The sequence below is a fragment of the Streptomyces sp. NPDC051207 genome (genome assembly GCF_040682395.1).
In the GTDB taxonomy this organism is placed as follows: Bacteria; Actinomycetota; Actinomycetes; order Streptomycetales; family Streptomycetaceae; genus Streptomyces.
The window spans coordinates 23,666-37,870 of record NZ_JBFBAX010000008.1 but is presented as its reverse complement, the minus strand read 5'-3'; the positions used below and the strand labels follow the sequence as shown (position 1 = coordinate 37,870).

The 14,205-nt window shown below is 73.5% G+C and carries 9 protein-coding genes; 3 read left to right on the top strand and 6 right to left on the bottom strand.

Features of this window, described 5'->3' with window-relative positions; all coding sequences use genetic code 11:
- Positions 1-54: 54 nt before the first annotated feature.
- Both ftsX and ftsE read right to left on the bottom strand, forming a co-directional pair.
- Positions 55-972 (bottom strand): permease-like cell division protein FtsX, encoded by a 918-nt coding sequence (ftsX, locus tag AB0M97_RS10535; RefSeq protein ID WP_365960387.1) that lies wholly within the window; start codon positions 970-972, stop codon positions 55-57.
- Between the two features lie 53 nt (positions 973-1,025).
- Positions 1,026-1,715: a cell division ATP-binding protein FtsE gene (gene ftsE, locus AB0M97_RS10530; protein ID WP_365960385.1), complete on the bottom strand. Its 690-nt coding sequence runs from the start codon at positions 1,713-1,715 to the stop codon at positions 1,026-1,028.
- A gap of 273 nt (positions 1,716-1,988) precedes the next feature.
- Here ftsE and AB0M97_RS10525 point away from each other — a divergent pair, with 273 nt between their 5' ends.
- Positions 1,989-2,180: a hypothetical protein gene (locus tag AB0M97_RS10525; RefSeq protein WP_365960384.1), complete on the top strand. Its 192-nt coding sequence runs from the start codon at positions 1,989-1,991 to the stop codon at positions 2,178-2,180.
- Positions 2,181-2,304: 124 nt separating this feature from the next.
- Here AB0M97_RS10525 and AB0M97_RS10520 read toward each other — a convergent pair whose 3' ends face one another.
- The 4 genes from AB0M97_RS10520 to AB0M97_RS10505 form a co-directional block, all read right to left on the bottom strand.
- On the bottom strand, positions 2,305-3,252 hold the full coding sequence (locus AB0M97_RS10520; protein WP_365960383.1) for a hypothetical protein: 948 nt from the start codon (positions 3,250-3,252) through the stop codon (positions 2,305-2,307).
- A gap of 305 nt (positions 3,253-3,557) precedes the next feature.
- Entirely contained in the window at positions 3,558-4,664 is a 1,107-nt protein-coding gene (prfB, locus tag AB0M97_RS10515; protein WP_365960382.1) for a peptide chain release factor 2, read from the bottom strand.
- Between the two features lie 58 nt (positions 4,665-4,722).
- Positions 4,723-5,976 carry a serine/threonine-protein kinase gene (locus AB0M97_RS10510; RefSeq protein ID WP_365960381.1) on the bottom strand — a complete coding sequence of 418 codons (1,254 nt, stop codon included), beginning with the start codon at positions 5,974-5,976 and terminating at the stop codon, positions 4,723-4,725.
- A 128-nt stretch (positions 5,977-6,104) separates the two neighbouring features.
- Entirely contained in the window at positions 6,105-7,727 is a 1,623-nt protein-coding gene (locus tag AB0M97_RS10505; protein WP_365960380.1) for a protein kinase, read from the bottom strand.
- Positions 7,728-8,162: 435 nt separating this feature from the next.
- Between AB0M97_RS10505 and AB0M97_RS10500 the strand changes: the two genes are divergently transcribed.
- Together AB0M97_RS10500 and AB0M97_RS10495 are read left to right on the top strand one after the other, a co-directional pair.
- Positions 8,163-12,542, top strand: coding sequence for an FHA domain-containing protein (locus tag AB0M97_RS10500; RefSeq protein ID WP_365960379.1), 4,380 nt, complete (start codon positions 8,163-8,165; stop codon positions 12,540-12,542).
- 242 nt (positions 12,543-12,784) lie between these two features.
- Positions 12,785-14,200, top strand: coding sequence for an ABC transporter substrate-binding protein (locus AB0M97_RS10495; RefSeq protein WP_365960378.1), 1,416 nt, complete (start codon positions 12,785-12,787; stop codon positions 14,198-14,200).
- Positions 14,201-14,205 lie beyond the last annotated feature (5 nt).

Below are 14,205 nucleotides of genomic sequence, written 5' to 3'. Positions count from 1 at the left end.
GGACAACGCAACAGGCCGTACGGCCGGTTGACCGCACGGCCCGCTTGGCATGTGTCACACCTTCAGATACTTGCGCAGAGCGAAGAAAGCGGCCAGCGCGGGCATCAGGAAGCTGGTGGCGAGGATGAGCGGCAGCTTCGCCAGGACGGCGTCCCAGCCGATGAAGTTGATCAGATTCAGCTTCTCGGAGAGCGCGAGCCCGTGGTCGATGATGAAGTACCGCGCGACCACCAGGAAGGCGCACGCGACACCGCCGCCGATGAGGCCGGCGACCGCCGCCTCCATGATGAACGGCGCCTGGATGTAGAAACCGGAGGCGCCGACCAGGCGCATGATGCCGGTCTCGCGCCGCCTGCTGAACGCCGAGACGCGCACGGTGTTGACGATCAGCATCAGCGCGACGACGAGCATCAGCGCCATCACCGCGCGCGCGGCCCAGTTCATGCCGTTCAGCAGCTCGAAGAGGTTGTCCAGGATGCCCTTCTGGTCCTGCACGGACTGCACGCCGTCCCGCCCGTCGAAGGCGGTCGCGATGACCTGGTACTTCTCCGGGTCCTTCAGCTTGATGCGGTACGACTCCTGCATCTGGTCCGGGGTCAGCGAACTGGCCAGCGGGGAGTCGCCGAACTGCTCCTTGTAGTGCTTGTAGGCCTCGTCCTGCGACTCGTGGACGACGCTGTCGACGACCGACATCTTCTTCAGGTCGGCCTCGATCTCCCGCTTCTGGTCCTCGGTCACCGCGCCCTTGGCGCAGTTGGGGTCGGACTCGGCGTCGCTCTTGTTGCAGAGGAACACCGAGACGTTGACCTTGTCGTACCAGTAGCCCTTCATGGTGTTGACCTGGTCGCTCATCAGCAGTGAGCCGCCGAACAGGGCCAGGGACAGGGCGACGGAGACGACGACGGCGAACGTCATCGTGAGGTTGCGGCGGAGACCGACGCCGATCTCCGACAGGACGAACTGGGCGCGCATGGCGACGGGTTATGCCTTTCCGTGGACGGTCATCGGGCGGCCGGTTACGGCGGTCAGTGCTGGTAGCCGTAGACGCCTCGGGCCTGGTCGCGGACGAGGCGGCCCTGCTCCAGCTCGATGACGCGCTTGCGCATCTGGTCCACGATGTTCTGGTCGTGCGTGGCCATGACCACGGTGGTGCCCGTGCGGTTGATGCGGTCGAGCAGCTTCATGATGCCCACGGAGGTCTGCGGGTCGAGGTTGCCGGTGGGTTCGTCGCAGATGAGCAGTTTGGGCCGGTTGACGAAGGCCCGCGCGATGGCGACGCGCTGCTGCTCACCACCGGACAGCTCGCCCGGCATGCGGTCCTCCTTGCCGCCGAGCCCGACGAGGTCGAGCACCTGCGGCACGGACTTGCGGATCTCGCCGCGGGACTTGCCGATGACCTCCTGCGCGAACGCGACGTTCTCGGCGACGGTCTTGTTCGGCAGCAGCCGGAAGTCCTGGAACACGGTCCCCAGCTGGCGCCGGATGTGCGGCACCTTCCAGTTGGAGACGCGGGCGAGATCCTTGCCCAGGACGTGCACCTGACCGTGGCTGGCCCGCTCCTCGCGGAGCACCAGCCGGAGGAAGGTGGACTTTCCGGAGCCGGAGGAGCCCACGAGGAACACGAACTCGCCCTTCTCGACCTCCAGGGTGACGTCCCTGAGGGCCGGACGGGTCTGCTTGGGGTAGACCTTGGACACGTTGTCGAATCGGATCACGGATGCACCACGGGTCGCCGGGGGTAGATGAGCGTGACCTTACGCGAACCGGGCAGCGCGGCGCAGGCGCCGGATGGGTTGCGGGAGGGTTGTGCACGTTTGCACCGGTTCGGGTTCGCGGCGGCCCGGTGAGCGGGGCGTCACACAGCGTCCGGACCCCCGGCTGCACGGGACCCCGAGCTGAATTCGGCGGGACCTGGCACAGTGGAGGGGAACGTTCGCCAAGCCGCGGGCGTTATGGAGGGTGGAACCGGTGCAAGGAGGGCGAAGCGCATGACGTACGACCGGTTGGTGTGCGCGAACTGCGCGGCGCCCGTGAACGAGGGCCGATGCCCCGTGTGCCGCGCGAACCGCGAGCGGCTGCAGCAGGAGAACTTCTTCGCGGGGCTGAACCCGACGGCGCTCGTCGCGCTGCTCGTGGTGCTCATCGCCGCGGTGGCCCTTCTGGCCCATCAGAGCGCGTAAAGGACGTAAGAGACCTTCAGGGACCCTGCGGGAGTCCTTGAGGAGTCCTTCAGGAGTCACGAGAAGGGCCCGGAGCTGTGCGCTCCGGGCCCTTCTCCGCTGTTCTCGCGCGGGACGGCTGCCGTCAGGCGACAGCTTCGCCGCGGCCCGCCATGAGGCGCGGCAGGATCCGGAAGCCGATGCCGCCGGCGATCATCGTCGCGGCGCCCACCAGCAGGAACGTGGTCTCCGCCGCACCGGTCTCGGCGAGTTCGTCGCCGGTGCCCTGGGCCGAGGTGTCGGAGCCCGTCACCTCGTCGGAGCCGGTGTCGGTGAGGGCGGAGGAACCCTCCTCCTGGGCGGAGTTGTCGTTGCCGCCGCCGTTGGGGTCGGTGTGGTCGGTGCCGCCGACCGAGCCGCCGCCACCGGTGGAACCGGAACCGCCGTCGCCGCCACCGGTGGAGCCGGAACCGCCGCCGCTGGAGCCGGAACCGCCGCCGTTGCCGCCGGTGGAGCCGGAACCGCCGTCGCCGCCACCGGTGGAACCGGAACCGCCACCGGTGGAGCTGGAACCGCCGCCGCTGGAGCCGGAACCGCCCCCGTTGCCGCCGGTGCCGCCACCATTGCCGTTGCCGTTGGTGCCGCCGCCGTTGCCGTTGCCGCCGTTGGAGTCCTCGCCGCCGTTGCCGCCGCCGTTGTTCTCCCCGCCGCCGTTGCCGCCGCCGTTGGCCTCCTCGCCGCCACCGCCGATCAGTCCGCCGATGACACCGCCCGCGGCCTCGCCGCCCTCCGACGTACCGCCTTCGGACGTGCCGCCCCCGGACGTGCCGCCCTCGGAGGTGCCGCCTTCCGACGTACCGCCCTCGGACGTGCCGCCGCTGCTGTCGTCCTCGCACTCAGGGTCGACGACGATGTCGCACGGGCCGTCGCCCGTACCGACGTTGAGGCCGACGCCGACGCCGCTGTCGTCGGCACCGACGTTCACACCGATGTCCAGGGCCGATGCGGCACCCGCGGCGGTCAGCGAGGCACCGGCGGCGATCACGGCGCCGGCCGCTATCCGCGCGACACGGATCCGCGTCTTCTTGGTCATGTGGTTGCTACCCCCAGTAGCTGATCGTCAATGAGGCGGCGCTCGGGGGCCGTGATCGACGGAGGTAGCTGACGTGAAGCCCCCCGGTTCACATGCGCCCCAGAGATACGCATGCCACGTTCACCCTTCCCACTTTTCGAAGCAACGTCAAGGCCGTTGCGCACGCGATGTCCACCTACGGGCGCTTTGCGGGATATCGAAGCTGTGAGTGTGACGTAAAACCCAGACATCCCGGTACGCACAAGGCAACTGCCGCCCGAAAGGCGGCAGTTGCCTTGTCGACAAAACGCTCTTGGCGCGTCGCGTTACTTCTCCTGCTGCTTGCGCCAGCGAATTCCGGCCTCCAGGAAGCCGTCGATCTCGCCGTTGAACACGGCCTCCGGGTTGCCGACCTCGTAGTCCGTGCGCAGGTCCTTGACCATCTGGTACGGGTGCAGCACGTAGGAACGCATCTGGTTGCCCCAGGAGTTGCCGCCGTCGCCCTTGAGGGCGTCCATCTTGGCCTGCTCCTCCTGGCGGCGCCGCTCCAGCAGCTTGGCCTGGAGCACGTTCATGGCGGTGGCGCGGTTCTGGATCTGGGAGCGCTCGTTCTGGCAGGAGACCACGATGCCGGTCGGGATGTGCGTGATGCGCACCGCCGAGTCGGTCGTGTTCACGCCCTGGCCGCCGGGGCCGGAGGACCGGTAGACGTCGATGCGCAGCTCGGACTCGTCGATCTCGACGTGGTCGGACTGCTCGACCACGGGCAGCACCTCGACGCCCGCGAAGGACGTCTGCCGGCGGCCCTGGTTGTCGAACGGCGAGATGCGCACCAGCCGGTGCGTGCCCTGCTCGACGGAGAGCGTCCCGTAGGCGTACGGCGCCTGCACCGCGAAGGTGGTCGACTTGATGCCGGCCTCTTCCGCGTACGACGTCTCGTAGATCTCCGTCTTGTAGCCGCGCTGCTCCGCCCAGCGCAGGTACATTCGCTGGAGCTTCTCGGCGAAGTCGGCGGCGTCGACGCCACCGGCCTCGGCGCGGATGTTGACGAGCGCCTCACGGGAGTCGTACTCACCGCTGAGGAGGGTGCGGACCTCCATCTCGTCCAGCGCCTTCTTGACGGCGACCAGTTCGGACTCGGCCTCGGCGCGGGTGTCCGGGTCGTCCTCCTCCTCGGCCATCTCGAAGAGCACGGCGAGATCGTCGATCCGGCCGCGCAGCGTCTCCGCCTTCCTGACCTCGGCCTGGAGGTGGGAGAGCCGGCTGGTGATCTTCTGCGCCTCGTCCGGGTTGTCCCACAGGGACGGCGCGGCCGCCTGCTCCTCGAGCACGGCGATGTCTGCCCTCAGCTTGTCGAGGTCCAGAACGGCCTCGATCGACTCCATGGTCGAGGAGAGGGACTTGAGCTCTTCGGATACATCGACGACTGCCACGCCTCCAGCGTAACGGCTCCGCCGGCCGGCCCACGCCGGTGCCTGCGGGACGCCCGGCTCAGGGCGACACCGGCGCGGAGTTCTCGGTGTCCCGCGGTGTGGCGTCCGTGTCGTCGCCCGAGGTGGCCAGCCAGGTGCCGAGTCCGACCGCCGCCACCAGGGCCGCCGCGCCCGCGCCGAGCGCGATCCGGCGCCGCCGGGCCATCGCGCGGTTGCGTGCCGAGCCGGGCCGCGGCGACCCCGCCGCCCGTGGCGCCCGTGCCGTGCCCCGGGCCCCGCCCGCCAGCTCGTCCGGCGCCGGGACCCGCATGGACGTGTGGGTGTCGCGGTTGGCGTCCGTGGGCTTGGCGCCCGGCACCAGCGGCACCGCTCCCCGCCGCCGTACCGTCGGCTGCTGCCCGCCCGCTGCAGAGCCGCCCGCGGCGGGCTCCTCGTCGGTTTCCTCCGCCGGGTCCACGTCCGGCTCGTCCACGTCCAGCGGGGGCATCCCGGCCAGCATCGGCAGCAGCTCCCGCAGCCGGCTGCCGAGCTCGGAGGCGCGCAGCCGGGAGGCCGGGGCCTTGGCCAGGCACTGCACCATCAGCTGCCACAGCTCGTCGGGGATGCCGGGCAGCGGCACCACCGTCTCCGTCACGTGCCGGCGCAGCACCGCCCCCGGGTGGCCGCCGCCGAACGGGGTGAAGCCGGCGAGCAGCTCGTACAGCACGGTGGCCAGGGCATAGATGTCGACGGCGGCGCGGGGCGGCAGGCCCTCGACGATCTCCGGGGCCAGGTAGTCCGGCGTGCCGATGATCTTCGTGGCGCGGCTGCGGCGGGGGGTGTCGATGAGTTTGGCCACGCCGAAGTCGGTGAGCAGCGCGCGGTGCGAGCCGCCGGGGCCGAGCGGGCCCTGCATGTCCAGCAGGATGTTCTCGGGTTTGACGTCGCGGTGGACGACGCCCGCGGCGTGCGCGGCGGCCAGCGCGTCCGCGACGTCGGCGACGATCGCGACGGCGGCCTCGGGGGCGAGCCTGCGCTCCCGTTCCAGCCGGGTGCGCAGGTCGGTGCCGCGGACCAGGTCCATGACGAGCGCGAGGTCGTTGCCGTCGACGACCAGGTCGCGCACGGAGACGATGCGGGGGTGCGCCAGGCCGAGCAGCGCCGTCCGCTCCTGGACGAAGCGCCCGACGAGTTCCTGGTCGGAGGCGAGGTCCTCGCGCAGCAGCTTGACGGCGACGGGACCCTCCGGTCCGTCGCCGAGCCACACCGTGCCGGCGCTGCCCCGGCCCAGGATCTGGTTCGCGGTGTACCGGCTGCCGATCTTCCGTGCCAAGGCTGCTCCTACAGACGCGTGTTGTCGCCAAAGCTACGCGTCCTCGGAGCCAACCTTCACCGCCAGGGCGGAAATCACCCGCCAGGTGTCGACAAATCGCCAACCCGGGCAGTGCGGCGGCGCGTGGGTCAGCCGGTCCCGCCGCCCGAGCTGCCGCCCAGGTCCTCGATCCAGCCGGTCACGGTGCCGAACCAGTCGGAGAGCTGGTCCCAGTAGCCCTTGGTGGTGCCGATCCAGTCCTGCAGCGGGCTCAGTTCCCAGATCAGCCAGCCAGCGACGAACAGGATGAGGATCGTGAACAGGCAGCCCTTCAGGCAGCCGAGGCCGGGGATCCGCATCCGGTTGGGGCTGCGCCGGCGCGGCTCGCGCACCGGCCGCTGCCGCTCCGGCGGGGGCGGCGGCGGGGAGTACCGCTGCGGCTGGGGCTGCGGGGTGGGCGGCGGGGCGTAGCGCTGCGGCTGCCCGTAGCCCTGCGGGGGCTGCGGGGTCTGTCGCCGCGCGGGCCGCTGGGGCTGCTGCTGGGGGCGGGCGACCTGCCGCTGGGGGCGGCGGCGCAGCGGGTCCTCGTTCGGGTCGAGGTACTGGACCTGCGTCTGTTCGTTGCGGTCGCGCGCGGCACGGAGCTGGTTCTGCCAGGGGTGCGGGTCCTCGGGGCCGCCGTCGGGCCCGCCCTGCGGCACCGGGGGCATCACAGCCGTGGGGTCGGCGCCGGCCGGGCCGCCGGTGTGCGGCAGGACGCTGGTCGCGGCGTTCGGGTCGTAGGCGCCCGCGTTGTGCGGCAGGACCTGTGTGGGGTCGGCGTCGCCCGTCGCGCCGGGCGTGCCCGGTACGGGGGCGGGGTCCGGGTCGGGTGCGAGGAGCGCGCCGACGTTGTCGGCGGCGGCGATCTGCGCGGAGTTCGCGTGCACGCCGATGCCCTCGGCGACGACGCGCAGGGCGCGCGCGAGGTTCTCGGCGCTGGGGCGCTCGTCGGGGTTCTTGCGCAGGCAGCGCTCGATGACCGTCCACAGCGGGTCGGGGACGGTCGAGGGGCGTCGCGGCTCGGCGCTCAGGTGCTGGTGCAGGACCTCCAGGGCGGAGCTGCCGGCGAACGGCGGGCGGCCGGTGACCAGCTCGTACAGCAGGATGCCGGCGCCGTAGATGTCGACGGCGGAGGTCTGCGGGCGGCCCTCGGCGGACTCGGGCGCCACGTACGCGGGCGTGCCGACGAACTCGTGGGTGCGGGTCAGGCCCGGGGAGTCGGCGAGGCGGGCGATGCCGAAGTCGGTCAGCATCGGGTGCAGCTCGCCGCCGTCCTGCTTGAGCAGGACGTTCGCCGGTTTCAGGTCGCGGTGCACGACGCCGTCGGCGTGACTGGCGGCCAGCGCGTCGGCGATCTGGGCGGTGACCAGGGCCGCGCCGACCGGGGTGAAGGGGCCGTTCTCGCGCAGGTGGCGGTGCAGGTCGGGGCCGTCGACCAGGTCCATGACCAGGGCCAGCAGATCTCCCTCGACGACCAGGTCGCGGACCCGCACGATGTTCGGGTGGGTCAGGCGGAGCAGCACCGAGCGCTCGCGCAGGAACCGCGTCACGATGTCGGCGTCGTGCGCCAGCTCCTCCTTGAGGACCTTGATCGCGACGGTCTCCCCGGGCTGGCCCGGCACGGCCGCCTCGGCGCCCGCCGTCTCCCGCTGGCGGGCACGCCAGACGGTCCCCGTCGCGCCACGTCCGAGCGGCTCCTCGAGGAAGTACTTGCTGCCTACCGGCCGCACGTCATGCGCTCCCTGCTGCTTGCTGGCTGGCCCGGACACCTGGTTCCCACGGTGCGCGGAGGTCTACGGACCAACTGTAGTGCCGTGGCGTCCGGCACCGGGCTTTCCGTACTCCGGTGCCCGCCCGGACCTGTTCGGGGGAGAGACGCGCCGGTCGATCCGTTGGTTGCCGCAGACCGACGCGACCGATCTCAATTGGCCCCCAATTGGTCACCGTCAGGGCGCTGGTCAGTCACTTTTGCGGGCAGAGCCGACCATTCAAGATCATTCGGTGCAGGGTGGCGGGCGCGTTGTCAGTGGCAGGTGCGAGGATGCCTGTCGTACTGGCCGACGTGCGCGTGCGGTGGGGTGGGAAGTCCGCGGTGGGGGACCGCGGACGGTTTCGGCTCCGGTCGCGCGGGCGCCCGTGCAGAGCAGAAGGGACCGCTGACGGCGATGCAGATCCGGCTGACCGTCGTAGACCCGCTGAGCCCGCCCTCCCCCACGGCGCGGACGCGCGCCGCGAGCTGCGACGTGCTGGTCACGGCCCCCGCCGGTACGGCGCTCGCGGCGGTGTCCTCGGCCCTCGCCTCGGCGGTCTCCGGCAGCGACGGCCCCGCCGTGCTGTACGCGGCCTCCCAGCGGCTCGACGGCCGGCGCTGCACGCTCGGGGAGCCCCCGCTGATCGACGGCGCCGTGCTGTCCGTGGGCGCGCCCCTGGAGCCGGAGGCGCATCCCGAGCTGGACGACGCCCCGACCCAGCTGCACGTGGTCGCGGGGCCCGACGCGGGCGGCGTCCACCTGCTGCACGGCGGCGAGATCCGCGTCGGCCGGTCCGCCGACGCGGACGTCGCGCTGGACGACCCGGACGTCTCCCGCATGCACTGCGCGGTGACCGTCGCCGCCGACGGCCGCGTCGCGGTCGCCGACCTCGGCTCCACGAACGGCACGCTGCTGGACGGCACGCGTGTGACCGGCACCCCGGTGCGGTTCCCGCCGGGCGCGCTGCTGCGGGTCGGCGAGTCCACGCTGCGGCTGGCGCCGTCCGGGGGCCCGGAGGCCCGCGCAACGACTACGCCGGACGGGGAGGGGCATGTGCGCGTGCCGGGTGCGGGCGGTGCCGCTACCCACGCACGCGTGACGGATCCGGCCGCGGTGGGAACGCCGGGGCCGGTGGAGCACACGCATCATGCATATGGGACGGCTGCGGCGGGGGCGCTGACGCCGGGGGCGGGGGTGTCCGGTTCGGCGGTGGTGCCGGGGTCGGGCGGGGGCGGCGTGCCCGGTGGCCCTGGCACGCCCGGTGGGGGGCAGAGCGTGCCGGGGCAGGGTGGGGTGCCTTGGGTGGAGAGCCGGGGAGGCGGGGGCGCGGGAGCGGATGGCGGGCCGTCGCAGGAGCGCCCGGTGGTTGACTCCGTGTCCGACTCCGGTGCCGGGTCGCGTGGCGGCGGTGAGGCGGGGCGGATTCCGGCGGCCAGGCCGGGCGGTGGTTCCGGCGGCGCCGACAGCGGCGGCGACGGTGGTGACGCTCACGGCGGCCGGTCGGCGGGTGCCGGAGCGGGTTCGGGTGCGACGCGGGGTGCCTACGGCTCCGGGGGCGCGGGAGCCTCGAACGCCTCCCGTTCCGGGGGCGCGGGTGCGCAAAGGGCGCTCGGGTCCGGTGGCGCGGGCGGGCAGAACGGCTTCGGTTCCGGTGGCGCGGGCGGGCAGGAAGGCTTCGGTCCCGGTGGCACCAACGCGCCGGGCCTCTCCGGTTCCGGTGGGGCGGCTGCCCAGGGTGCCTACGGTCCCGGCGCACCGAACGCCACCCGTTCCGGGGGCGCGGGCCCTCAGGGGGTCCACGGTTCTGGTGGCGCGGGCGCCCAGGGTGCCTACGGGTCCGGGGGCGCGGGCGCGGACGCCGACCTCCGCGCGGGCGCGCAGGACAGCTCGGGTCCCGGTGGCGCGGGCGCGCGGGACGCCTGCGGCCCCGGAGGCGCTGCGCAGGGTGCCTACGGTCCCGGCCGTGCCGGCGCACCGAACGCCTCCCGTTCCCATGACACGGCTGCGCACGGCGCCTACGGTCCCGGTGGGGCAGCTGCGCCGGATGCTGACGGTCCCGGCGACACCGGCGCACCGAACGCCACCCGTTCCCACGGTGCGGCCGTGCACGGCACCTACGACCCCCAGGGCGCGGGCTCTCCGGAGGGCGTGCGGTCTTCCCGTGGCGTGGGCGCGCAGGACGGTTCCGGTCCCAGCGGCACGGCCACCCCCGGCACCCACAGCTCCGCCGACACGCGCGCCCCGAACCCCGCCGGCCCCGCCGACACGGACACCCCCGGCCCCACCCCCGTCGGCACCGGCACCCCGCCCCTCGACACACCCCACGGCACCCCGGACCCGTACGAACTCAACGGCACTGCCGGTCGCAAAGGCACCCCCGTCCGGGGGACGGACGTGCCGCAGGGTGTGCGGCGGCGTGGTGGGCTGTCGGCGTGGGCGCGGCGGCTGGCCGGTGGGCGGGGTGAGCAGCGGACCGCCGACCGCGACGGGTACGACGCCGACGGAGCCGCGGCCGCGCAGGCGCCCTGCGCCGCCACGCGCGTGCCGGAGACCTGGCCGGACCCGGCCGCGCTGCTGCTGACCGCGCTGGGACCCGGCCCCCGACTGTGGGAGCGCGGGCCCGGTCACCCGGAAGCGCTCGCCGTGCGGCTCGGCACGGCCGACCGGACGGCGCCCGACGGCAGCCTGCTGCCCGCGGTGCCGGTCACCGCCGGGTTGCGCGAGGTCGGCGCGCTGGGTCTCGCCGGTCCGCGTGCGCGGCTCGCCGGGCTGGCCCGCACGGTGCTGGCGCAGCTCGCCGCGCTGCACTCCCCCGACACGCTGGAAATCACGCTGATCACGGCCGACCGCTCCCGTTCCGTGGCGGAGCGCACGGCCGAGTGGTCCTGGCTGGGCTGGCTGCCCCACCTGCGTCCGGGCCACGGCCAGGACTGCCGCCTGCTGCTCGCCTACGACCGCGAACAGGCCACGGCCCGCACCGACGAACTCCTCCGTCGCCTGGACGACCATCTGGAGGACCGTCCGGACGGGCAACGCGAGGACCGCCAGAGGGCCCCGCAGGGGGACGGCCCCGCGCGCCCCCGCACTCCGGCCGCCCGAGCCACCATGGCCGCCCCGGACGCCCATGTGCCCCTCCCCGCTCCCCGCCGCCCCTCCTGGGCCCAGCCCGACGAAGGGCCCCGGGGCGGCCCGGAAGCCGTCGCCCACCAGGGCCCGTACACCGTCCTCGTGGTGGACGGCGACCCCGGTGGTGCCGATGTGCGTGAGGCCGTGGTGCGGCTGGCGGTGGAGGGGCCGCGGGCCGGGATTCACGTGGTTTGTCTCGCCGAGACGGCACCGGCGTCGCCCGCGTCGCCGGTGACGGAGACGTACGAGGCGGCCTGCGCGGCCTCGCCGGTGTTCCGCGAGTGCGGCGCGGTCGCGCTGCTCAGCGGTGACGTGGCGACGGCGCTGCGGCTGCTGCGGGTGGCACGCGCGGACGCGGCCGGCGGGCACGCCGGCCCGGTCGGGCACGGCACGGTCGGCACCGTGGACGCCGTGTCCCTGCCCTGGGCGGAGCGGTTCGCGCGGGCGCTGGCGCCGCTGCGCACGGACGGCGGCGTGGCGGAGCGCGCGCGGGTGTCGGCGCCGCTGCCCCAGTCGGCGCGGCTGCTGGACGAGCTGGGCCTGGCCCGGGCGACCCCGGCGTCGCTGATGGCCCGCTGGGCGGCGGCGGCCGACGACCCCGGGGCGCTCGGCGGGCGGGCCTGTGCCGTACTGGGCGCCGGCCCGCGCGGCCCGGTCGGCGTGGACCTCGCGGCCGAGGGGCCGCACCTGCTGGTCGAGGGCCCGCCGGGCAGCGGCCGTACGGAGCTGCTGCGGGCGGTCGTGGCGTCGCTGGCCGCCGCCGAGCGCCCGGACCGGCTCGGCATCGTGCTGGTCGACGGCCGGGGCACCGTGGGCACGGCGGGGGGCCACGGCGAGGGCCTGCGCGCCGCCACGGACGTATCGCACGTGACCACGCACCTGGCCGCCGACGACCCGGTGCGGATGCGGGAGTTCGCGCAGTCGCTGAGCGCGGAGCTGAAGCGGCGTGCCGAGCTGCTGGGCCGTTCCGACTTCACCGAGTGGCACACGGGCCGTGAGCTGTCGGGCCGGCTGGTCGCGCAGCGCACGGCGGCGGCGCGGGGCGCGTCGGGTGCGGGTGCCGGGGAGCACACCGGCGATCTGGAGGGCCCGTCCAGTTCGACGCTGCGGCTGCGGCCGGGCGCGGCCCGCCGGCGCGCGGAGGCGGCGGCGCCGCCGCTGCCCCGGCTGGTGGTCGTCGTGGATGACCTGGACGCGCTGGTCTCGCCCGCGCTCGGCTCGCCGGGCCGCCCGGCGGCGGGCTCGGTGCTGCGGGCACTGGAGGCGGTGGCGCGGGAGGGCGAGCGGCTCGGCGTGCACCTGGTGGCGGCGTCGGCGGCGGACGGCCGTACGGCCCGTACGGAAGCGGTCCGGCGGGCCGGGCTGCGCGTCACGCTCGACGCGCCCGCCGCGGGCCCGGAGGAACCGGCGCCGGGCCGCGGCCGGCTGACCTCGGCGAGCGGCCGGGACACCCCGTTCCAGGGCGGCCGGGTCACCGGCCGCATCCCCCGCACGGCGACGCTCCGCCCGACGGTCGTCCCCCTGGAGTGGCACCGCATGGGCGACCCGCCGGCCCGCCGCCCGGTGCGGGAACTGGGCAACGGCCCGACGGACCTGGCCCTGCTGGCCAGCGCCCTGGAGCGGGCGGCAAGACAGGTGTCGGCGGCGGAAGTCCCCTCGCTGCTCTGACCGGGGCCGGAAAAATTAGCCCGTCCGGCATTTGAGGACTCAGCCGCTCAGGCCGATAAGGGGGGTCTGGGGGCGCCGCCCCCAGCGAGGCCCGCCCGGACGCCGGGAACCGGTCACGACGGGGTCACGATGTCCCGCTTTACAGCGGACGCGCCCTTGCACGCCCCACCAGCCGGGCGTAGACCAGACCGCACGGGACAGCGCTTCGACACGTTCGACGAGGAACGAAGAACGGGGCAGTGATGCGCAGCACGAGCAGCACATTCCGGACAAGCAGGTCTCCCCAGCACTCCACGGCGACCCCCCGCACCCGCAGAACGGCGAAGGCCGCGACGGCCGTGGCCGCGGCGCTGGCGCTCTCGCTCACGGCGTGCGGCGGCGACGACAAGGACAGCGGCGGCGGCACGGGCGACACCGGCAAGGAAACCGGCACCACCGTCACCCTTCCCAAGCTGAACGGCGAGAGCCTGGAGGTCGCCGCCGTCTGGACCGGCGCCGAACAGGCCAACTTCAAGAAGGTCCTCGCGGAGTTCGAGAAACGTACGGGCGCGAAGGTCACCTTCGTCCCGGCGCAGGACCCGATCATCAACTTCCTCGGCTCGAAGATCGCGGGCGGCCAGCCGCCGGACGTGGTGATGCTGCCGCAGCCGGGCGCGATCAAGCAGGCCGTCGACAAGGGCTGGGCCAAGCCGCTGGGCAAGGAGGCGCAGGACCAGCTGGCCAAGAACTACTCGCAGGGCTGGCAGGACATCGGAAAGGTCGGCGGCAAGCCGTACGGCGTCTACTACAAGGCCGCCAACAAGTCGCTGATCTGGTACAACGCGCCGGTCTTCGAGAACGCGGGCGCGAGCGAGCCCAAGACGTGGGACGAGCTGCTGACCACCGCGCAGACCGTCTACGACTCGGGTGTCACGCCGTTCTCGGTCGGCGGCGCCGACGGCTGGACGCTGACGGACTGGTTCGAGAACGTCTATCTGTCGCAGGCGGGCCCGGAGAAGTACGACCAGTTGGCGAAGCACGAGATCAAGTGGACGGACCCGTCCGTGAAGGACGCGCTGACCACGCTGGCGCAGATCTGGGGCAAGAAGGACTACATCGCGGGCGGCGCGGCCGGCGCGCTGCAGACGGAGTTCCCGGCGTCCGTGACGCAGACCTTCACCGGCGGCGACCAGCCGAAGGCGGCGATGGTCTTCGAGGGCGACTTCGTGCAGGTCAACATCGGTGAGACCGACATGAAGGTGGGCACGGACGCGAAGGTGTTCCCGTTCCCGGCGGTCGGTGACACCGCTCCGGTGGTGTCCGGCGGCGACGCGGCGGTGATCCTGGAGGACTCCAAGGCGTCGCAGGCGCTGGCGACGTTCCTGGCCTCCCCGGACGCGGCGACGATCCAGGCGAAGCTGGGCGGCTACCTCTCCCCGAACAAGAACGTCGACGCGGCGTCGTACCCGAACGACGTCCAGCGGAAGATGGCCGAGGCACTCATCGCGGCCGGTGACGACTTCCGCTTCGACATGTCGGACCAGGCCCCGCAGGCCTTCGGCGGGACGCCCGGCAAGGGCGAGTGGAAGATCCTCCAGGACTTCCTGAAGAACCCGAAGGACGTCGCGGGTGCCCAGGCCAAGCTGGAGGCGGAAGCGGCCAAGGCGTACGGGAGCTGATCCGG

Excerpts from the sequence above, each read along its gene's own strand:
- ftsX (WP_365960387.1), bottom strand. The coding sequence starts at position 972 with ATGCGCGCCCAGTTCGTCCTGTCGGAGATCGGCGTCGGTCTCCGCCGC.
- AB0M97_RS10525 (WP_365960384.1), top strand. The coding sequence starts at position 1,989 with ATGACGTACGACCGGTTGGTGTGCGCGAACTGCGCGGCGCCCGTGAAC.
- AB0M97_RS10520 (WP_365960383.1), bottom strand. The coding sequence starts at position 3,252 with ATGACCAAGAAGACGCGGATCCGTGTCGCGCGGATAGCGGCCGGCGCC.
- AB0M97_RS10500 (WP_365960379.1), top strand. The coding sequence starts at position 8,163 with ATGCAGATCCGGCTGACCGTCGTAGACCCGCTGAGCCCGCCCTCCCCC.
- AB0M97_RS10495 (WP_365960378.1), top strand. The coding sequence starts at position 12,785 with ATGCGCAGCACGAGCAGCACATTCCGGACAAGCAGGTCTCCCCAGCAC.